Below are 22000 nucleotides of genomic sequence, written 5' to 3'. Positions count from 1 at the left end.
ACTCAATAATTTTTCAGTTTTTATCACGCTTTGCATCACGATGGCTGCAACGACTTTTATTGCTATTGCTTTATCGTTATCGTTTTAGTCGTTAGCGCTAGCCCCAACAGCAAATCATCTCAAGCGCTAACACAGCACCTTACCGCAAAAATGTGGTATAAAATAATCAATTACGGCACTTACATGTAACATGCTATGAGATCTTCAAATATTTACACACCAACCATTATCTTAATGGCTGTTGCAGCAGGTATTTGTTCCGGGAGTAATTATTTTAGTCAACCACTGGTGCATTCCATCGCCATTGCCTTGCAGCAAGATGAAACGACTGTTGCTTGGGTACCCGCACTTGCACAGATTGCTTATGCCTGTGGCTTATTATTACTCATGCCTTTGGGAGATATTTTAGAAAAGCGTCGTTTATTGTTTATCTTAATGCTCTTGGCAGCATTCGGGCTGATAATGAGTGGTTTTGCCACGAAAGTATCATGGTTAATTGTTGGCACTTTAATTACAGGCGTTTTTTCTATTTCCGCACAATTGTTATTACCTCTGGCGGCAAGCCTTGCTCCGGTACAACATAGTGGGCGTGTGGTCGGATTTCTGATTAGTGCGCTGATGGTGGGTATTTTATTAGCACGATCTCTAGCCGGGATTATGTCAAGTTTATTGGATTGGCATATTATTTATCTGATCAGCGGCAGTATTTTATTGGGCATCGCCGTGTTGCTATATAAAAATATTCCTCAATACCCAGCCACACGCACAGAAAGTTATTTTAAAACCATTGCATCGCTGCCAAAGATATTTAAACAAAATAAAAGACTCCGTTTAAGAACAAGTATTGGCTTTCTCATTTTTGCTTGTATGAGCATGGCTTTTACCACCATGTCGATGTTATTGGCACCCGCACCTTATCTGATGAGCGATTATCAAATTGGTTTATTTGGTTTGACTGGTATTATTGGTACGATCATTGCCAATTTTGCAGGAGAGTTTATTGACATGGGCCATATGCATGTTATCTCAATTTTCTGTGCAGTTACTTTAATCTTAAGTTGGATTTGTTTTGGTTTATTAGACTATAGCTTTGTATTTTATATTGTCGCGACAATCTTATTATATTCTTCTTTATCTGCCATTCATGTCACCAATCAAAGCATTGTCTTTAAATTAAACCAAGCATTGAAATCACGCTTTAATGCATTGTATATGACCGGTTATTTTACTGGTGGTGCAGTCGGTACAACGGCTGGAAGTTATGCATGGCATCATTTTGGTTGGCTTGGTGTTTGCATTAGCGGTTTGAGTCTCGCCAGTTTGAGCTTAATATTTTGTATACTGGACCGTAAAGCAGCAGCAGCTGATAGCGGTAATATACGCTTAAATACCTCATCCAATGAACGAGGCACTTAATCATAATCAACATAAACGCTATCAGGTTATTAGATCCATAATGATCTTGGATCAATCGCAACCTATTAGCGCCCAGCTGAGATATGTGATGGCTCGTATGATGGCGAGCATAAACGTTGATTGCTCTTTATTATTTTTCTTATTATTTTTCGTCGTCATCAGGCAAAGTCTGCCCACTATTGGCACTGCCCTTTTGCCAGTAAGACGCCGCTTTAATACAGGCTTTATCTACCGCGAAATCATTCACCAAACGTTTTCTTAAATGGCGAGCAACATTTAACTCGGCAGCAATCCAAATATAATAATCTTGTTGGGGTAAAACAATACGCTGCAATGCTTGCTCAAATAAATCTGCACTGGCAATGTCTGCGCCATTACGGTGTAGCCAATGAATGTCCAGTTGCGCAGCACTATGCAGAGCAATTTGATCGTCTAATTGATTCACCTCAGCCAATACTAGCGCATGTGCGGATGCAGGTAGTTCTGCCAAACGCCGCGCAATCGCAGGCAGAGCCGTTTCATCCCCCAATAAAATATGATGCTGATAACTGTCTGGAATAACCATGGAACCCCGCGGTCCTGCAATCGCAACGTCATCCCCGACTTGACTATTTAATGCCCAATGCGTTGCTGGTCCAGCTTCATGAATGGCAAATTCTAAGGTGAGAGTTTTAGCAATGTTATCAAAGGCACGTGGGGTATAATCGCGTGCAATCGGACGCTTATCTTCTGGGAACTGTATGCCCTGTGGACCAATACTCGGGATGACGTATTCGCCTGTTTCAGGATCGGGAACAAATAATTTGACATGATCGTCAAAGCCTACACTACAAAAATCAGCCAAATCTTCACCTGTTAAGATGATCTGCATCAGGGATGGGCTCAATTGCTGTTTAGACTGTACGGTTAACTGACGTAATTTCAGTTCATGTTTTACGCGATACGGTTTTTTGTCTGTCATAGTGGTCATGCACTACTCCTCTAATCTTCTAAGTTTTTAATCTGTTGTAAAGCATTGTTGAGAATTGCAATCACTTGATCTGCTTGTTGCATATTTAAGGTCTTTTCCTGTAATACATCATGTAAGTCATACCGAAAACCTTCTAATGCCTGTGATAAGTGCTTAGGGTATTGCGCGCGATGATGCACCCATTGCAACACTTCCTGAATATGTAACTCCTGATCTTGGTAGGCTTGTTGACCACGCGCAGTCAGTTGATAACACTGCTTACGTCCATCAGCAGACGGCGCTGAGTCAATCCAATTACGTTCTTGTAATTCAGTTAATAAGGGATAAAGTACGCCGGGGCTAGGGCGATAACTGCCTTGGGTCAGCTCATCAATGGTTTTCATCAGTTGATAACCATGTTGGGCTTGTTGCTGTAAGAGGTGCAATACGATTAAACGTAAGCCACCATGCCCAAAACCGCGTTGCCGCTTGATTTTTTTAGCTTGCATTGCCTTGTCATCACCGTAGATCGTGCAAAAAAGATATATCTTTTTATTGTGCTTGGCAAGTCATTCTCCCCATTCTTTGAAAAAAAAGATATATCTAAAGATCAACCAACGCACTGACTGCGTATACCGAGCCATGCGCTTAAAATGGCGTTAAGGCATTGAATAGTTTTGCCATAGCATATGCCAATTTTTTAGCCTCTGGCTAAATCGCAGTGAGTAGCACCAAGACATCTACTGGCAATTACAAACAATTACTGGCAATTTTTATAAGCAATACTTTAAATCACGATTTAATTGATAAAATTTACATTTGAGAATGATTTTTAATTAAATTTGCGCTATGGTTAAAGATCGTGCTCGGATTTGAATCAAAGCAAAACCCTGCGTCGCACATTTACATCACTCTTACCGTGTAAATTCTGACTTTAAATACATGCTAAAACGTCGTTATCTATTACTTATTCTGATTCCTCTTGCGCTCAGCTCACTGTTTGTCGGTGTTGCTGAAATGAAGCTCACTGCACTCATCGCTGGGCAGAAGGAAGCTTGGCAATTGCTATGGACCAGTCGCTTACCGCGACTAATGGCTATTTTAATGGCGGGTGCTGGTTTAAGTGTTTGTGGTCTGATTATGCAGACACTCAGCCGTAACCGTTTTGTGTCGCCAACCACAGCAGGCTTATTTGATTGCGCACGTTTAGGGGTATTGCTGGCCATTATTATTATTCCTGGCGCCTCTATTTTAATAAAAGCTGGTTTTGCCATGCTGGTTACCTTAGCCGGCTGCATTTGCTTTATGAGTATTTTGGCAACTCTAAAACATCGTGATCCAATTTTTGTTCCCTTGGTGGGCATGATTTTTGGCGGCATTATTTCAGCTGTAACCACCTTTATCGCGCTACAACTCGACTTACTACAAAATATTATCGGTTGGATGCAAGGCGATTTTTCTAGCATTTTAAATGGGCACTACGAACTGATTTATTTGAGCCTACCCTTATTGGCGGCGATTTATTTCTTTGCCAATCGTTTTATTTTGGTTGGACTCGGTCAAGACTTTGCAACCAATTTAGGCGTTGCTTATAAATCAACCTTAATGATCGGACTATTACTGATCTCTACCATGACCGCAATCGTGGTGGTCACGGTAGGCGCAATTCCATTTTTAGGTTTAATTATTCCAAATATTGTCAGTTTATATCTTGGAGATCATTTACGTAGCACACTTTCACATACGGCATTATTGGGTGCTTTACTGGTTTTAGCCTGTGATATTTTCGGTCGTTTGATTATCTTCCCCTACGAACTTTCAATCAGTGTGATTATGGGGGTGATTGGCAGTGTCGTATTCTTATGGTTATTACTGCGGAGGTATCAACATGCTTAATCTGCGGTCTAATCATTTTAAACTCTGGCTACTGGCAGCAGTGGTCTTGTTGTTAATACTGGGCTATTTGTTTTGGGATATCGGCAGCGCCTGGCAATATGCCATAAAACTCAGACTCAGAACCATTGCGGCTATTATCGTTTCTGGTTTAGCCGTCGGCACTGGCACGATGATCTTCCATAGTATTGTCAATAATCGAGTGGTCACACCACAAGCACTGGGTCTAGACAAACTGTTTGAGCTTTCTAAAACCCTAGTTATTTATTTCTTTGGTGCAAGTGCTTTATTGGCATTACACCCCATCACCGATTATCTGATGAGTGTCAGCATAATGCTGATCTTCGCACTGCTACTTTATCAACTGGTTTTTAAACGTGTTGCCCAAACACAAATGTATTTTCTACTGTTGATTGGTCTGATCTGCGCCACCTTATTTGATAGTTTAACGACCTTTTTACAAGTGCTGCTTAACCCTGATGAATTTCAAATTGCAGCCTATGCTGGATTTGCCAGTTTTAATACCGTCAAAATGCCTGCACTGTATTTATCGATGATCAGTATTTTACCCATCGTGATTTATGCCAGTTTACGTACGCGACAACTCGATGTCATGGCTTTGGGACGTGATCATGCGCTTAATTTAGGGATCCATTATGATGCCATGAGTTTAAAGCTCTTGGTTTTGGTGGTATTGGCACTGGCATCTGCCACGGCACTGGCAGGACCAATGATGTTTTTAGGCTTGTTGGTACTTAATATTAGTTTGCAGCTTTTTAAAACCCATCAACACCGTATTTTATTGCCCGGCATTATTTTAATCAGTATTGCTGTACTGATGATCGGACAGTTTATCGTACTTCATCTACTCAATTTAAAAACCACACTCAGTGTGATTATCAATTTTGTCGGTGGTATTTACTTCTTCTGGATTCTATTGAAGGAAAATAAAAAGTGGCAATTCTCCTAAAAAACATTAGCAAATCCTATCAGCAACATAAAGTGGTAGATGATGTGTCTTTGCGCATAGAAAAAGGACAATTTACCGCATTTATTGGTCCCAATGGCGCTGGGAAAAGTACCCTACTGTCGATTATTAGCCGTCTCATCACTGCCGATCATGGTGAAATTTATTTAGATGATGAAAATATCCAAGACATGAAAAGCATCGACATTGCCAAAAAACTTGCCATTCTAAAACAATCCAACCATACCGAACTGCGGTTGAGTGTGGCAGAACTGGTAGCATTTGGACGCTTTCCCTATTCGCAAGGGCATTTGAGTCATATTGACCATAACAAGATTAAACAAGCGATTGCCTATATGGACTTGGAAACATTGCAACATCAACAACTGTCGGAGCTTTCGGGCGGACAACGGCAACGTGCTTATATTGCCATGATTTTGGCACAAGATACCGATTATATTTTATTGGATGAACCTTTAAATAACCTCGATATGAAACACGCTGCACAAATGATGCAGCTATTGAAAAAACTCGCTGAACAGCATGGCAAATCGATTATTGTCGTGATTCATGATATTAATTTTGCCTCTGTTTATGCAGATCAAATCATCGCCATGAAAAATGGGCGTTTGCTTTATCAGCAACCCCCTGCACAGCTGATGAACGAAGAAACTTTGAACGATATTTTTGACTTTCACATCCCGATTCACCAAGTGAATCAACACAAGCTCGGATTATTTTTTATAAGTTAGGAGAACATTATGCTGTTTAAAGGTCAAAACTTTGCTAAGCACATCTTAGCATTGGGATTTGCCGCAGTCTTTGCAACAGGCTGCGGACAACAAAATAGCAACGGCGACACAACGCAAAAAACCGCGAGTGCTCCTGCCGACGCAACAACCGCCTCAGGGCAACAACACTTTAGCAGTAAAGCGGGTGAAATCACTATTCCAGAAAATCTCACCCGTATTGCAGCTTTAGATGGTAATGCCTTGGCAACGATTTTAGCTTTAGGGGCGGAAGATAAAGTGGTTGCCGTGTCTAAAGGCACAGTATTGCCCAAAGCCTTGCAACAGTTTGCAGACAAACAGTTTATCGATGCAGGCAGTGCTAAAGAAGCCAATTTAGAACGTGTGGCATCGAGTCAACCAGAGGTCATTTTCATCAATGGTCGCATGGAAAATCAGGTTCAGGCCTTGAAAGACATTGCACCGACTTATTTCTTGGATGTCGACTATAACAATCAATTTCCAAGCTTTAAACAACAGACCTTAAATATCGCCAAAATGGTGGGTAAAACTGCTGTAGCTGAAGAAAAACTGGCAAAACTTGAAGCAGATATTGCTGACATCAAAAGTAAAACTGGTGATAAAACAGCCTTGATCGTCATGGTCAATAACAATAAGCTGGCTGCTTATGGTCCACATTCTCGCTTTGGTGTGATTCATGACCTCTTTGGTTTTAAACCTGCCGATGACAGTATTAAAGTCGGTTTACACGGTATGGCGATCTCACCTGAATTTATTGCCGAGAAAAACCCCGATTATATCTTTGTGATTGACCGTGGTGCTGCCATTACCGATCAAAAAGATGCAGCCAAAAAAGTATTGGATAATGCATTGGTCAACAAAAGTAATGCGGCGAAAAATGGCAATATCGTATATTTAGATTCAGCCACATGGTATCTCATGACCGATAGTTTGTTGGGTATGCAAACCATGACAGATGAAGTGAGTCAGGCACTCAAATAAACCCGATCAACATTGATCAATAGATGCAGTGCCTTGCCTCGATTCAATCAAGGTTTAAGGTTTAAGGTTTAAAATTTAAAGCTTTAAAAAAACCCCATGCTCTATGCGCCAGCACAAGCATGGGGTTTTTACAGTTTTGTCACAGCTTTTTTTACAGCTTTTTGCAAAAGAATGCGCTTAGACTTTTATGTCTGAGTCAAACAAGTTTATGCAATCAAACTGGCTGATTCAGTCCAAGGTTTATTAGGTCAAATTGCCTTTTAGCGGTGTGGTGGGTGGTAAAATCTCTTCACCCAATGAACAGACCATTTCACGTTTAATAAGCCTGACGATTGAATCAAGTGGTAAATCATTTTCTTGCAAACCAAAAGGTTCTTCTAACTGTGCACTCAGAGCATCAAGTCCCAAGAATAAATAAGCAATTAAGCCCACCAATACTGGCGTTAAAATACCCAAACTGGCTTCTAAACTAAAGGGCAAAATAATACAGAAACAATATACTGTCCGATGCAATAACACAGAATACGCAAATGGCAATGGCGTAGATAAAATACGATCACAACCTGCCTGAATATTCCCCATTGCTACGGTATGCTGATTTAAAGTGCTATAGATAATATCGGAAATTTGCCCTTGTTTTAATAAACGGACTAAATCCTTTTGGATCATCTCTAATACCCATTGTGATGCATTTAAATGTTGTGGTAATGCAGCCAACATTTTTGCATCTAATGCTGTCGCATGAATATCGAGGTTAAAAGGAATATTCTGTTTACGTAGACGATCGCGTAATAAGTGGGTAAACAGCATGACGCGATACATCAGAATACGCCGTTCATCATCTGCTAAGACATAACTATCACGACTCATATGCCGAGAGTTGGCAATCAATGCACCCCATAATTTACGCCCTTCCCACCAACGGTCATAACAGGCATTATTACGAAAGCTTAGAAAGATCGATAAAATAATACCAAATACCGTAAAACCAATGGCCGGGACTTCTGGCGCTCGAACAATATTATGCGATGTGAGAAAACCAATGGCCGTGGACATTAACATCACAATAATTAAGGCAGGCAACACCTTGGGCAAAATGGTTCCTTGCCATGCAAATAGCAAAGCAAAGTTATTGGTTTTATCACGAACAATCATAATCTTATTAAATTCACTTAACGGTGAGTGCTCAGTTATAAGCCTTTTTTTTGCAAAAGCCTATAGTGCCAATGGATTAATCCCGAGTTAAACGCTGCTATTTTAATCTATCGTTGCTATTTTAACAGCTTTAAAAAAAGCTGTTCATGTAATGGCTGCTTTATAACAAACCTTTATCCAACCCGATGTAAATTATACTGAAGGATTCGACCATACTGATGGTCTTAAAAACAATATGACACTGTTAGCGCGTAATTTAATGCCAGCAAACAGTACATTTAATTTTTGGCAACTTCAGTATGGCAAAGTTGAATAATGATCAGCCTCGCTGAATCATTAATATGTTAGTTTTAATATAAGTTAAATCTACTGTATTTAGAGTGAATAAAGATAAGAAGCTTTTATTTCAGCTGGTTTCATATTCGCTCTCAATAAATACAGCCACGCCGACGCATTTACAAGCACTTCCAAAAGCTTGTGAACAACGCATGATTTAAATTTCAAACTGAATATTTGGAGAAAAACATGAAAGCAGCTCGATTTTATGACAAGGGTGATATTCGTATTGAAGATATCCCTGAACCAGAAGTTGCGCCAGGTACCGTAGGTATTCAAGTTGCATGGTGTGGTATTTGTGGTACAGATTTACATGAATTTATGGACGGTCCAATTTTCATTCCACCTTGTGGTCACCCACACCCTATCTCTGGCGAAGAAGCGCCGATTACCATGGGACATGAGTTCTCTGGTGTCGTCTATGCCGTCGGTGAAGGGGTTGATGACATCGAAGTGGGTCAACATGTAGTGGTTGAACCCTACATCATTGGCGATGACGTACCCACCGGTCCGGGTGACCAATATCACTTGTCTAAAGATATGAACTTTATTGGCTTAGGTGGTCGTGGTGGCGGTTTATCTGAAAAAATTGCAGTAAAACGCCGTTGGGTGCACCCTGTAGCCAAACACGTTCCGCTTGATCAAGCTGCTTTGATTGAACCTCTATCTGTTGGTCACCACGCCTTTGTGCGCAGTGGTGCCAAAAGCGGTGATGTAGCATTGGTCGGCGGTGCAGGACCGATTGGTCTATTGCTGTCTGCGATTTTAAAAGCCAAAGGTTTGACAGTAATCATGACGGAGCTCAGTGCCAAACGTAAAGAAAAAGCTTTAGAATCTGGTGTTGCGGATTATATTTTAGACCCAACCCAAGTTGACGTTGTGGCTGAAGTCATGAAACTCACTGATGGCAAGGGTGCTGACGTTGCTTATGAATGCACCAGTGTCAATAAAGTACTCGAAACCTTGGTGGCGGCATGTAAACCAACTGGGGTCATTGTGATCTTATCGATCTGGAGCCACCCAGCCACTGTGAATATTCACAGTGTGGTGATGAAAGAGCTAGATATCCGCGGCACCATTGCCTATGTCAATGATCACCAAGAAACCATCAAATTGGTTGAACAAGGTAAAATCAACCTTGAACCGTTTATTACACAACGTATTCAGCTCGATGACTTGGTGTCTAAAGGTTTTGACACCCTTATTCACAACAATGAATCTGCGGTAAAAATTATTGTTCATCCATAAGTTATGCCAATAACTGCGCTGAGTATCTCGATCACGTCGTGCATCCTCAGCAGCTTAGGCTATTGAGATGACAGCCCCACGGTGGACTGTCATCTAGGCTGCCATCTCATTGTGATTGACTGCAATGCATTATGATTACGCCATTATTGTGCTGCCATGCGAATAGCCCCATCCAAACGAATCACCTCACCATTTAAATAAGCATTTTCTATAATATGCTGTACCAATCTGGCAAATTCTTCAGCCTCGCCCAAACGTTTGGGAAATGGCACCATCTCCGCCAAAGCACGCTGTACAGGTTCTGGCATATTTTTTAACATCGGCGTTGCCATAATACCCGGTGCAATGGTCATGACACGAATAGCATGTCGTGCCAGCTCTCTTGCCATCGGTAAGGTCATACTGACTATCGCGCCCTTAGAGGCTGCATAAGCAACTTGTCCAATCTGCCCCTCATAGGCAGCCACCGATGCAGTCTGAATAATCACGCCACGCTCCCCTTGCTGTAAAGGTTGCTGTGCCATCGCTGCTGCAGCATAACGCGCCATATTAAAACTACCCACCACATTAATATTTAAAGTCTGTTGAAAACTCGCCAGCTGGTGTATAGCATCTTTTTTTAATAATTTTTCTGCCGGTGCAATACCCGCACAGTTGATCAAACCCGCCAATGGCACTGTAGATAACTGTGCAAAAAAATCTGCCACCTGCTGTTCATCTGTTACATCGAGCTGTTGTACGCTTGCCCCTGTTCCCAAGTCTTGTGCCAGTGCGTGTAAGGCATCGATCTTTAGATCAACCAAATAGACCTGTGCCTGTTCAGCAATTAAACGGCGTGCCACCGCTTCCCCCAAACCCGATGCCGCGCCTGTCACAATAAATGCCTTACTTTTTATCTGCATAACTTCAGCTCCACTATTTTTTAGCGCCAATACTTCAGGCACCAATATTTCAACTCCAATATTTTAGCGCCAATACGTCAGTCTCAATATTGCTTATGATCTGCAAAGAGAGTCGCCACTAAACACTGCTGCTGGCAGTATAAGCCTGACAAATTTGCAAGGTTTTTTGTAGCAATGCTGGATTGGCAGCTTGCCATTGCGGATTTTTATCTTTGTCTACAATCAACGCGCGAATGCCCTCGATAATATCTCCTTGCTCACACCAAATATTTTGTAAATCACGTTCCAGTTGCATGGCGTCTTCACGTTCTAACTGCGCGCCATAATGCTGCAATAACAAACTGACTTGTTTGGCCAATAACGAACGCTGTTGCAAAGTAGCAGCTAACTGCTGTGCCCAAGCCTGATCGGCAGGATCTTGCTCTTGGGCAAGACTCTGCTCGATGTCCTCGACTGTGGACAAGGAAAAATGTTTGCGAATACAAGCTTCTTTTTGTTTGAGTGCACTTTCGCCAGGCAATGCAGCAAAATCCGTCAGAATATAACGAATATTGGCAACGCTAGGCTGTGTACTCGACAACAGTACTTGCTGTAGTTCTGCCCATTGACTGCTCTCGACCAAATAATCAATAAAAGCATAGTGCAAAGCATCTTGACTACTGATCTGTTCACCACTCAACGCCATATAACAACCAACTTCCTGACGACGTGATAAGAAATAAGTTGCCCCAACATCGGGGAAATAACCAATCGCTGTTTCAGGCATGGCAAAGCGTGACTTTTCCGTGCTCACACAAATATGACAGGCATTGGCAAGACCAAAACCTCCTCCCAAAACATAGCCATCCAATAAAGCCACAACCGGTTTGCTATAGTGCTGCAATTGATCCAGCATGGCATACTCGGCACAAAAATAATCCCGATAATCTGCCGTTTGCTGAACAAAGCTATCATATAAGTGCCGTATATCGCCGCCAGCACAAAAGGCTTTTGGGCTGTTGGAACTGATTAAAATCGCTTCGATTTTGTCATCTGTTGCCCAATGCTGTAGCTGCTGACGAATGCCTTGAATCATTTCATAAGACAAGGCATTGAGATGTTGTGTACGATCCAGCTGAATTGTGCCCCATGCACCGTGTTGTGCAATGCACAAATGCTGTTGTTGTGTCATAACTGCCTCCGGTCTTTCGGTCAAAGATGCGTTCATCTTTATAGTAAGTATTTGGTTTATGGTGAGTCTTTGGTTTTTGCGAAGTCTTTGAGCTAAATGTTTACGCTGCATCTTGATGCTAAGTTGTATGCGGAATCGAAGCACTCAAGCTTTAGCCTCAATGCTTCGCTTGATTTTACTCAGATGACTCAGGTTTAAATTTTGCCGGTCGCTTTTCAATAAACGCACGCATGCCTTCTTTTTGCTCAGCGCTGGCAAAAATGGCATGGAAGATTCGGCGTTCAAAACGTAGTCCCTCTGCCAGACTCACCTCAAAACTACGGTTGATCGACTCTTTGATCATCATCAAGGAGGTCAGTGATTTTTGTGCAATTTGCTCGGCAGCCGCTAAGCTTTCAATCAGCAGCTGCTCTTTGGCAAATACCTGAGCCACCAAACCACTTTGCTCCGCTTCTTGTGCTCCCATTTGTCTCCCAGTCAGGCACATTTCCATCGCTTTCGCCTTGCCAATGGCACGGGTTAAGCGTTGTGTCCCACCAATGCCTGGCAATACCCCCAATGTCACCTCAGGTAAGGCAAACTTGGCATTATCTGCACAATAAATAAAATCGCACATCAAGGCCAATTCACAGCCGCCACCCAAAGCATAGCCACTCACCGCAGCAATCAAAGGTTTACGGCGCTGCGCCACACGGTCTGCCAAATGAAAAAAATCATCAAGATAGATTTCTGGAAAGGATAAATCGACCATTTCCTTAATATCCGCACCCGCGGCAAAGGCTTTTTCTGCACCGGTAATTACCATACAGCCAATGCTGTTATCTTGTTCTAATAAATCCAGTGCTTGATTGAGCTCTTGGATCAACTCACTATTGAGTGCATTGAATGCTTGTGGGCGGTTGAGCGTAATCAAACCCACGCCTTTTTCTTGTTTCAGTTGTATGCTATTCCACTGCATGCCTTGCTCCTTTTTCGTTATGTCAATTTGATTTATTGTAAAGCCTTAAGCTCGAGTTCCAAGCAGCTTAGCGCGCTAAACTGCGTGCGATCACCAAACGTTGCACATCACTGGTGCCTTCATAGATTTGACATATACGTGCATCACGATAAATCCGCTCTATTGGAAAATCTTTGAGATAACCATAGCCACCAAAGACCTGTAAAGCTTGTGAACACACACGCTCAGTCATTTCAGAGGCAAATAATTTAGCCATCGATGCCTCTGTTAAACAGGGTTGCCCCGCCTCTTTTAAACGCGCTGCATAGTGTACCAGTTGCCGTGCTGCCTCTATTTCGGTTGCCATACTGGCTAGGCGAAAGGCCAAAGCTTGATGTTGGAAAATAGGCTGACCAAAAGTCTCGCGTTGCTGGGCATACTGTGTGGCTTCTTCGAGTGCCGCCCGTGCCAAACCGACCGCTTGCGCTGCAATGCCAATCCGTCCGCCTTCTAAGTTGGACAAGGCAATTTTAAGCCCTTGCCCTTCCTCCCCCAAACGTAGACTTTCATGAATACGCACATCGCTAAGGGCTATTTGACAGGTATCAGAGGCATGTAAACCCAATTTTTCCTCAACACGAATCACGTCATAGCCCGGTGTATCCCGTGGCAGCAAAAAAGCCGTCATACCTTTTTTACCCGCACTCGGGTCTGTGATGGCAAATACAATAATGACCCCGGCATTATGACCTGAGGTAATAAATTGCTTGGCACCATTTAAAATATAGTGCTCGCCATCTTTTACTGCACGGGTTTTAATGGCGACTGCATCTGAGCCTGTATGCGGCTCAGTCAGTGCAAACGCAGCAATCATTTTGCCTTCTGCTAGCGGTACTAGAAATTGCTGCTTTTGTGCCTCCGTACCGTACTTTAAAATCGGTACACAGCCCACAGAATTGTGCACACTCATAATGGTCGAGGTCGCACCATCTGCTGCCGCGATTTCTTCGAGTGCCAGTACATAGGCTAAATTACCAGTATCTGAGCCGCCCCATTGCGTGGGGACCAACATGCCCAATAATCCGAGCTCCCCCATTTGTGCCAAAGTTTGCGCAGGAAAAGTACCCTGCCGATCCCATTGACTGGCATGTGGTTTAATTTGTTGCTGCGCAAAGCTACGCGCCATATCCTGAATTAACACTTGTTCTTCGCTCAAAAGCATCATTTCATCCTTGTTCATTTTTTATCGCTTTGACTTTTTGGGCTTAGCTTTTATCCCTTGAGCTTTTATCGGTTTAGCTGCTGGATTGAGCTTGCAAGCCCTCTGACGACGGCGTTTTTGCCCTGCCGATTTTTGTCATGCTCGTTTTCGTCATGCCTGTTTTTGTCGTGCCTATTTTTGTCGTGCATTGTTTTGCCACGCCGCTTTTGCCACGTAGCTTTTATCCTCATTATGTTGTGAGCTGTTGTTTGGCAATCTCTTGTTGACGTAATAAAAAACGTTGAATTTTGCCACTCGGGGTTTTAGGCAACTCACGAACAAACTCAACCAAACGTGGATAAGCATGGGCAGATAATCGTTTTTTTACAAACAAGCCCAGTTCTTCGGCCAAGGCATCAGTCGCAGCAGCATGTTCAGTCAAAATCACAAAGGCTTTGACCACTTCAGTACGTTCTGGGTCAGGTACACCAATCACCGCAGCTTCAATGACTACATCATGTTCCAATAAGGCGCTTTCTACATCAAAGGGTCCGATACGGTAGCCTGATGTGGTAATCACATCATCACTGCGTCCCACAAAACTCATACTGCCATCGGCATGAATTTCGGCACTATCACCGGTCAAATAATATTGCCCCACAAATGGTGATTTACGCGACTCTTGGTAGCCAGAAAACCACATTAAAGGCGATTGCTGTAAATCGACTGCCAAAATACCGACTGTATCTGCAGCAAGCTCTTGCCCTTGTTCATCGACCACGGCAATACGGTAGCCTGGTGTAGCAAAACCAGCTGAACCATGCCGCACAGCATGACTTAAGCCATGATGGTTACAGACCACCATACCCACTTCAGTCTGCCCATAATGATCATAAATCGGGGCATCCAACACCTGTTCAAACCAACGAATCACTTCTGGGTTGAGCGGCTCACCCGCACTACTGACCACGCGGAACTGACCTTTGAGTGGTGCAATCTCTGCTGGATCTGCTGCCATCATCATGCGATAAGCCGTGGGGGCGCCAGCGAGATTATTGATTTGATATTCTTTGACGATTCTACACAGACTGTCGATGCTAAAGCCGCCCTCATAAAACAAGGTGGCATGTCCCAATAACAACGGTCCAGTAATGCCATAATACAAACCATAAGCCCAACCGGGGTCGGCAATATTCCAGAATGAATCCTCATCCCGTAGCCCTACCGCATCACGCATATAGGCAGCGAATGCAACCAAAGCTTTTAAGGGCACGGCCAAAGGCTTCGCTGGACCAGTCGTGCCAGAGGTAAACATCAATAAAAATGGCTCGTCAATCGTCAGCATCTGCAACTCACACTGCTCTGACTGACGCAATAGCACTTTCCAGAAATTGAGATCATCTGCATAACGTGGCTGTTCTTCTTCCCCAGTGACACAAACCACTGTGGGACAATCTGCCACCTCCAAAAGTTTATCGCGATTGCCCAGATCGGTAACGACCAATTTACTTTGGGCTAAATGCAAACGATGTTCTATGGCTTTCGGTCCAAATGCGGTAAATAACGGTTGATACACCGCACCGATACGCCATGCAGCCAAAATGGTAATCATCAGCTCTGGGGTACGGGGTAATAAACCAGAAATCCGATCCCCTTTGCCGATGCCTTGCGCTTTTAAGAAGTTGGCAAACTGGCTAGAATAACGTTGTAACTCACTAAAGCTAAACTGTTTTTTCTGACCATGTTTAGATTGCCAATATAAAGCAATTTTATGCGGTTGCTGTTCTGCATGGCGATCACAACATTCATAACAGGCGTTAAGCTGTTGTGCACTACCCGACAATACCTTTTGCGTTGCTCTGGCAAAATCAAAATTTTCTGCTGCAGTTTGATAATCCTTCATAATGCACCTCTATCCACAATTTATTGTTATCCAGCGCGGTTATGTTTTGGCTGTCATATCCCGCGATGCTCCTTGCATCTGGTCGATTGCGGTCATCTTCCTATGACCCAAAGAGACAATCGATCGTTTTTTGTTGTTACGATGCTAAACGCTCGTCTAAGCGCTAAGTTCTAAGTTCTAAGTTCTAAGTTCTAAGTTCTAAGTTCTAAGCAGTTAGAATGCAGTTCTTTCAGTTGTTATTGAAGTCATTTAAAGCGTTTAAGCATAGAAATTCAGCTACTGGTCAATACCCGTCAAGTCGCTATTGCTGCAGTATTGCTGAATAATACTGGAAAAATCTAAACGACCATGCCCTTGCATACAGCGTTGTTGATACAGCTGTTGTACCAATGCACCTAAGACGATCGGCTGCTGCGCTTGAGCTGCTGCCTCCACAGCCAGCCCTAAATCTTTGAGCATTAACTGTGTGGCAAAACCATCCTGATAATCCCGTGCCGCAGGCGCATTGGAGCTAATACCCGGCCACGGATTACAGACTTCGGAACTCCAGCAATGCCCACTCGAGCTATTGATCACACCAGCCAAAGCCTGTGGATCAATTCCCAGTTTTGCGCCCAAAGCCATGCCTTCAGCAACAGCGGTCATGGAAATACCCAAGATTAAGTTATTGCATATTTTCGCAATCTGTCCAGTACCAATTGCACCACAATGCACAATATTTTTCCCCATAAATTGCAAAACATTGTGTGCTGCATTAAAGGTTGCTAGATCGGCACCCACCATAAACGTCAATGTGGCAGCCTGTGCGCCAATGGTGCCGCCCGATACGGGTGCATCACAAAGATTGATGCATTTGGCTTGTGCCTGCTGCGCTAGATCTTGAATGGTTTTGGGATCAATCGTACTGCAATCAATACACAAGGTCCCAGCTTTGGCATGTGCCAAAATCCCATCATCCTCCTGATATACACGGCGTACATGCTGTGCCGCTGGCAACATGCTCATCACCACATCGACATCTGCTACCAACGCAGCAATGCTGTCATAGACTTCACCACCTGCGGCAGCAAATTGTTGCAAAGCCTTGGAATTGAGATCAAAGCCTTTGACGGCTTGCTGTGCTTTGAGCAGATTGTGCGCCATGGCACCGCCCATATTACCCAGACCAATAAATGCTATTTTCATACTCATCTCCTTAGTCTAGATGAATGGTGGTATTGACTTTATGTTGGGCAGGTTGCTCATCAAACCAACGACTGGTAATGGTCTTGGTTTGTGTATAGAACTGCACAGCTTGTTTGCCATATGGACCAAGATCACCCAGCTTAGAGCCACGTGACCCAGTAAAGCTAAAGAATGGTACTGGAACTGGAATGGGAATATTAATGCCCACTTGCCCGATATCGATACGGTTTTGGAAAGTTCTTGCGGTTGCACCACTCTGCGTAAATAAACCCACACCATTGCCAAATGGATTGGCATTGACCAAAGCAATAGCCTCATCAAGGGTATCAACGCAAATAATTGCCAATACTGGACCAAAGACTTCTTCGCGATAAATACGCATTGTCGTGCCGACATCGCTCAAAATAGTTGGTCCCACAAAATTACCGTGTTCATAGCCCTTAACCACGACCCCACGCCCATCCAGCAATAAACTCGCACCTTCACTAACCGCACTCGCAATCAAGTCTTCAGTCCGTGCTTTCGCCCGTGCAGAAATCAAAGGGCCGACATCTGTTGCAGCTTCATGCCCGGCATTGACCGACAAGCCTTTGGACTTTTCCACCAGCGCATCAATCCAGTGTTTACTGTCACCCACCATCACCGCAACCGACAGTGCCATACAACGTTGCCCTGCGGCACCAAAAGCAGCACCGACTAAGGCATTGAGGCTTTGTTCTTTGTTGGCATCTGGCATCACCACAGCATGGTTTTTGGCACCCATCATGGCTTGTACACGTTTGCCATGTTGCCCTGCCAAGTGATAGACATGGGTTCCCACGGCCGTTGAACCCACAAAAGAAATGGCTTTAATATCTTCATGACAGCACAACAGATCAACCACGTCTTTACCACCATGTACCACATTGAGCACCCCGGCAGGCACACCAGCCTGTACCGCAAGCTCAACCAGCATCATGGTAGACAATGGATCTTGCTCAGAAGGTTTCAGCACAAAAGTATTGCCACAGACGATGGCCATAGGAAACATCCACAAGGGAATCATGGCAGGGAAATTAAAAGGTGTAATACCCGCACAGACGCCTAAGGGCTGTTGAAGGGTATAACAGTCTACACCGCGCGCCACCCCCTCAATATATTCGCCCATTTGCAATGTGCCAATTGAACAGGCATGTTCCACAACTTCCAAACCACGTTGAATATCCCCTTCAGCATCTGCCAAGGTTTTGCCTTGTTCAGCAGTCAGTACTTTAGCGATTTCTTTGCTGTGCTCACGAATCAATTGCTGAAATTTCAGCATAATACGCATACGTGTCTGGATCGGAGTATCGCGCCAAGTGCTAAATGCTTGTTTGGCCGCAGCAATGGCAGCATTGACTTCTTCATGGCTGGCAAAAGGAACGCTGCCTAGGCGTTGCTGCGTTGCAGGATTGATAATATCTTGCCAATGTTGACTCTTTGACTCGACAAATTCACCTTGAATCAACAGTTTGACACGGTCTTGTACGGCTATAGCATTTTGCATTGCGTTCATGGTCGCTCCTTGTTGCATTTGTTATTATTGATCGTCTTGATCATTGATGACACATGGGCATCAGCCCTATTATTCCTGATATGGCGCATTATCCTTGTACGCTCAAAATCAGCCTAACAAAGAAAACTTTGACGACCAACGGAAAATGTTGCACGATGGTTGTGCATAAAAACACAGGATGTGCAGCAATGACCATGGATTGGAACCATTTACGCTCATTTTTAGTGCTAGCACGGGCGAAAACCTTGACCAATGCGGCACGGATCATCGGGGTTGAGCACAGTACAGTCGCAAGACGTATCTTGGCATTAGAAGAAGCATTCGGCACGCAACTGTTCAAACGAGAACCCAGCGGGTATGAATTGACGCTTGATGGTCTCGCCTTGGTGCCACGCGTAGAGAAAATGGAACAAGCGTACTTACAGATTGAAAATAATCATCATCCTTTACAAGGTCGTGTGCGTATTGGCACACCTGAAGGTTTTGGTACCGCTTTTCTGGCACGGTTATTGGCGCAATGTAGTCAACAATATCCGCAGTTATCGATTGACCTGATCCCTATTCCCAAGATGATCAAGCTCTCACATCGGGAGGCAGATATTGTTATCTCGATAGATCGCCCCAAATCTGGACCTTATATTATTACGCGACTTTCTGACTATAGTTTAAAGATTTATGGCAGTCGTGATTACCTTACACAAAGCGCTCCGATCGATAGTTTGTCTGACCTCACCCAACATCGTTTTGTCAATTATATCGATGACTTAGTTTATAGCTCAGGGCTATACTGTTTGGAACGCTTAGATTTACCCGTCAATGCACATTTTAGGAGCAGCAGTATTTTGGCACAACAAATTGCGGTCAGCGCAGGTGCTGGACTGGCGATTTTACCGAAATTTTTAGCCCACGATAAACCCGAATTACAAGCTGTACTGGCAGATCAGGTCAGTTTTAAGCACACTTTTTGGATGCTAACTTTTGTTGATTTACAACACGATGCACGCATTAAACGGGTTTGGGACTTTTTACGACAACAGGCTGAACAACAACAAAGCATATTATTGGATGACAGCCTCACAGCAACATCATGCTAAATGCTAAATGTCGCTCCACACAGTTCTAGGCGTTGATCAACTATTCGATTTATTTGATTTAAAACTGTTGATGTGGCTTAAATTTATTGGTTTTGAAGCGGTTAACTGGATTGAAAACAGCACAGTTGATTTAAAGTAATCAAGCTAGTTTTTATGATTGATCTGCTTTGAAATAACCACACTGTGGGCAACGCAGCCCATGCTGAAAAGGCGAAGGTAAATTTAAAAAGAAAAACAGTGCAAATGCGATACGCCATCTTTGGCTGGCTGCTTGTAGTTTTTGCTGGGGGCAATACGGACAATAAGCATCAAGCTGTTGCCATTCTTGCTCAGAGAGTTGTAGTGCCTCACGTAATGCTGCGCTATGGTCCGTATTTAATAGCGTTTGGGCACGTACAACATAATCTTTGGGCACCATCACGCTCACGCCACCGACTGCGTGTGAATAGAGCCAGTCCATATTAATCAAATGTTCATTTGCTAGATATACTGGAATATCAGCAGCTTATAGCTGGCTTCGTGCCAGTTGCCCTTGGTAAGCCAAACTAAAGTTGGCTATCTCGATCCATGTTGACATTATGCATCCTCTCTTGTGCAGGCTGTAGTCATATTGCAGTTGACGAATAACTTTGGCTGTAATTTATACGGTATGACTGCACCCGACTTACTATAATCAATAAGCATTATTTGACTTACATTAATACTGTGCTGCATCGCCGCACGATATTGAGTTTAACCGATGTTGGTCTTTATCACGACGTCCTGTACTTCTGTTCTATGTCGATTCTTCTGTTGCCCCCACTGACTCAAGCATATTGATATTTTCTTTATAGATGATAGTCATAATGTTTTTTAGTCATGTTTCACCTTTATTAAAAGAGAGATTAAAATTAAAATTGCTATGCTGGGTAATATCCATTGTTCTAGATTATCGATATAGGAGAGTAATATTCCAAAAAGCAGACTTCCCAACGACTGAAATAAAATATAAACAAGCGTACTGGTTTTTCCTATTCTTTCTGCATCAGCATGATTATTTGCTAAATCAATAAGTTTTTCCTTGACCTGTATTCTCAATACGCTCACACAAAACCCTATTCCTAAGCAAAAAATAGGCATAAGATAAATAGATTTATTTACAACAAACAAAATATCAAACGACAGCAAAGCCAATAAAAATAAAATGCCGTCTTTATAATGAACTTTGAAAAATACAGACAAGAATGCTCCAATACCAACAAAGCCACTAGCCACTCCAAATGCTGCAGCACTCCAATGGTTAATATTTTGAAAAATAATTGGCGTAGTTAAAATAAAAACTGAAATATGTAAAGCAATAAAACCAATATTGATACATAAACCATAAAACAGTCTCAAGTTAATATTAGAGCTGAGATTACCAAACTCTTTTTTAATATCTCCACCAAATATTTTAAACTTATCTTTAAATAAAAATAAACAGATACAAGAAATAAATATGTCGAGTAGTGCAATGAGCAATACTATTATTTTAAAATCTAAAACCTTGAGCAGTATGCCGCCAATCAACGCGCCAGAAAAACTACCGATCTGAATGACCGTCTGCATGATACGAGCGGCATGATTTGATGATACCTTTTGCCATAGCACCAACTGCGTATTCATACGCTCGTAATTGCTGAGTAATGTTATACTCAATAGCCCTAATAGGATAGCCAGTATAAAAAAACTAATTTTGTGCTCTCCCATCCATAAACCAACCATAATCACAGCAATATAAATATAAACTCTTAATTGCATCAGTTGATTTAAGGAAAGATTCAGTATATCTAATTTCCAAAAAATCTTTTTTAAGATAAATGGACATATTGCACTGAGTGACAACATCATTCCCAAAAATAGAGCTGAAGAGGTACTTTGATACGACAACCACAGTACCAACATCAATAATGCAATATCACTACAATAAAAAAACATTAGACTTATATACAAACGAATAATATCTTTTTCTAAAATTATTTTTTTCATTTTAAATGTCATTTTTACATTTAAAGGATAGATTGCTTTTTAAACTCCACCTCATTCAACACTTTAAACACAATTAGCCGTATTTTACATGACGCATATTGATGACATATTTTTAAAATCATTGATTCAATGAAATTATTCCTTATATTTCAATAAAATCATATAACAACTCTTTTTATTATGATAGTCATATTAAAAGTTACCATTATGTCTTCGCTATTGCAATTTTTAATATAAGATATAATGTGACTTTCACATCATATTTTAAAAAAAAGACTTCTAATCACAGCTATATTCTAATCTTTAGAAGAAAGAACTGCATAGGTGACACCGCTTCTACTGAGCAAAATT

At 42.5% G+C, this 22000-nt stretch carries 19 protein-coding genes; 7 read left to right on the top strand and 12 right to left on the bottom strand.

The annotated features are described in order from the left end of the window. The first annotated feature begins 195 nt into the window (after window positions 1–195). Complete coding sequence (locus tag BFG52_RS06575; RefSeq protein ID WP_067553790.1) at window positions 196–1416, top strand: MFS transporter; 1221 nt, start codon at window positions 196–198, stop codon at window positions 1414–1416. A gap of 142 nt (window positions 1417–1558) precedes the next feature. Here BFG52_RS06575 and BFG52_RS17200 read toward each other — a convergent pair whose 3' ends face one another. After that, window positions 1559–2386: a siderophore-interacting protein gene (locus tag BFG52_RS17200; protein WP_067553788.1), complete on the bottom strand. Its 828-nt coding sequence runs from the start codon at window positions 2384–2386 to the stop codon at window positions 1559–1561. Between the two features lie 11 nt (window positions 2387–2397). Next, window positions 2398–2874, bottom strand: a complete 477-nt coding sequence (locus BFG52_RS17195; protein WP_067553786.1) for a PadR family transcriptional regulator — start codon at window positions 2872–2874, stop codon at window positions 2398–2400. Window positions 2875–3307: 433 nt separating this feature from the next. Between BFG52_RS17195 and BFG52_RS06560 the strand changes: the two genes are divergently transcribed. The 4 genes from BFG52_RS06560 to BFG52_RS06545 are packed head-to-tail and all read left to right on the top strand — an operon-like array spanning window position 3308 to window position 6976. Continuing rightward, window positions 3308–4261: an ABC transporter permease gene (locus tag BFG52_RS06560; protein ID WP_067553784.1), complete on the top strand. Its 954-nt coding sequence runs from the start codon at window positions 3308–3310 to the stop codon at window positions 4259–4261. Then, entirely contained in the window at window positions 4254–5228 is a 975-nt protein-coding gene (locus BFG52_RS06555; RefSeq protein WP_067553782.1) for an iron chelate uptake ABC transporter family permease subunit, read from the top strand. Before BFG52_RS06560 ends, BFG52_RS06555 begins: the two co-directional genes overlap by 8 nt. Then, window positions 5213–5977: an iron ABC transporter ATP-binding protein gene (locus BFG52_RS06550; protein WP_067553779.1), complete on the top strand. Its 765-nt coding sequence runs from the start codon at window positions 5213–5215 to the stop codon at window positions 5975–5977. The genes BFG52_RS06555 and BFG52_RS06550 overlap by 16 nt, the downstream gene beginning before the upstream one ends. Before the next feature lie 9 nt (window positions 5978–5986). After that, window positions 5987–6976, top strand: coding sequence for a siderophore ABC transporter substrate-binding protein (locus BFG52_RS06545; protein WP_067553777.1), 990 nt, complete (start codon window positions 5987–5989; stop codon window positions 6974–6976). A gap of 243 nt (window positions 6977–7219) precedes the next feature. On the opposite strand, the gene BFG52_RS06540 is transcribed toward BFG52_RS06545, so the two are convergent. Then, on the bottom strand, window positions 7220–8131 hold the full coding sequence (locus BFG52_RS06540) for a bestrophin family protein (RefSeq protein ID WP_067553775.1): 912 nt from the start codon (window positions 8129–8131) through the stop codon (window positions 7220–7222). Between the two features lie 525 nt (window positions 8132–8656). Between BFG52_RS06540 and BFG52_RS06535 the strand changes: the two genes are divergently transcribed. Next, on the top strand, window positions 8657–9715 hold the full coding sequence (locus BFG52_RS06535; RefSeq protein WP_067553774.1) for a 2,3-butanediol dehydrogenase: 1059 nt from the start codon (window positions 8657–8659) through the stop codon (window positions 9713–9715). A gap of 143 nt (window positions 9716–9858) precedes the next feature. Here the strand turns inward: BFG52_RS06535 and BFG52_RS06530 are convergent, their stop codons facing one another. The 7 genes from BFG52_RS06530 to BFG52_RS06500 form a co-directional block, all read right to left on the bottom strand. Beyond that, window positions 9859–10617: an SDR family NAD(P)-dependent oxidoreductase gene (locus BFG52_RS06530; protein ID WP_067559238.1), complete on the bottom strand. Its 759-nt coding sequence runs from the start codon at window positions 10615–10617 to the stop codon at window positions 9859–9861. 118 nt (window positions 10618–10735) lie between these two features. Continuing rightward, entirely contained in the window at window positions 10736–11788 is a 1053-nt protein-coding gene (locus tag BFG52_RS06525; protein ID WP_067553772.1) for an enoyl-CoA hydratase/isomerase family protein, read from the bottom strand. Window positions 11789–11963: 175 nt separating this feature from the next. After that, complete coding sequence (locus tag BFG52_RS06520) at window positions 11964–12746, bottom strand: enoyl-CoA hydratase-related protein (RefSeq protein ID WP_067553770.1); 783 nt, start codon at window positions 12744–12746, stop codon at window positions 11964–11966. Window positions 12747–12813: 67 nt separating this feature from the next. After that, on the bottom strand, window positions 12814–13947 hold the full coding sequence (locus tag BFG52_RS06515; RefSeq protein WP_067553768.1) for an acyl-CoA dehydrogenase family protein: 1134 nt from the start codon (window positions 13945–13947) through the stop codon (window positions 12814–12816). Window positions 13948–14176: 229 nt separating this feature from the next. After that, window positions 14177–15829 carry an AMP-binding protein gene (locus tag BFG52_RS06510; RefSeq protein WP_067553766.1) on the bottom strand — a complete coding sequence of 551 codons (1653 nt, stop codon included), beginning with the start codon at window positions 15827–15829 and terminating at the stop codon, window positions 14177–14179. Window positions 15830–16105: 276 nt separating this feature from the next. Next, window positions 16106–17014 carry a 3-hydroxyisobutyrate dehydrogenase gene (gene mmsB, locus BFG52_RS06505; protein WP_067553764.1) on the bottom strand — a complete coding sequence of 303 codons (909 nt, stop codon included), beginning with the start codon at window positions 17012–17014 and terminating at the stop codon, window positions 16106–16108. 10 nt (window positions 17015–17024) lie between these two features. After that, window positions 17025–18539, bottom strand: coding sequence for a CoA-acylating methylmalonate-semialdehyde dehydrogenase (locus BFG52_RS06500; protein WP_099092653.1), 1515 nt, complete (start codon window positions 18537–18539; stop codon window positions 17025–17027). Between the two features lie 197 nt (window positions 18540–18736). Here BFG52_RS06500 and BFG52_RS06495 point away from each other — a divergent pair, with 197 nt between their 5' ends. Beyond that, complete coding sequence (locus tag BFG52_RS06495) at window positions 18737–19642, top strand: LysR family transcriptional regulator (RefSeq protein ID WP_067559235.1); 906 nt, start codon at window positions 18737–18739, stop codon at window positions 19640–19642. A gap of 151 nt (window positions 19643–19793) precedes the next feature. Here BFG52_RS06495 and BFG52_RS06490 read toward each other — a convergent pair whose 3' ends face one another. Continuing rightward, window positions 19794–20102, bottom strand: a complete 309-nt coding sequence (locus BFG52_RS06490; RefSeq protein ID WP_081408638.1) for a hypothetical protein — start codon at window positions 20100–20102, stop codon at window positions 19794–19796. A gap of 392 nt (window positions 20103–20494) precedes the next feature. Further along, window positions 20495–21649, bottom strand: a complete 1155-nt coding sequence (locus BFG52_RS06485) for an MFS transporter (protein WP_157758078.1) — start codon at window positions 21647–21649, stop codon at window positions 20495–20497. Window positions 21650–22000: the final 351 nt, after the last annotated feature.

The organism is Acinetobacter larvae (assembly GCF_001704115.1).
GTDB lineage: Bacteria > Pseudomonadota > Gammaproteobacteria > Pseudomonadales > Moraxellaceae > Acinetobacter > Acinetobacter larvae.
Note: the sequence above shows the minus strand (reverse complement) of the source record. Positions and strands in the feature narration are given on the sequence as shown.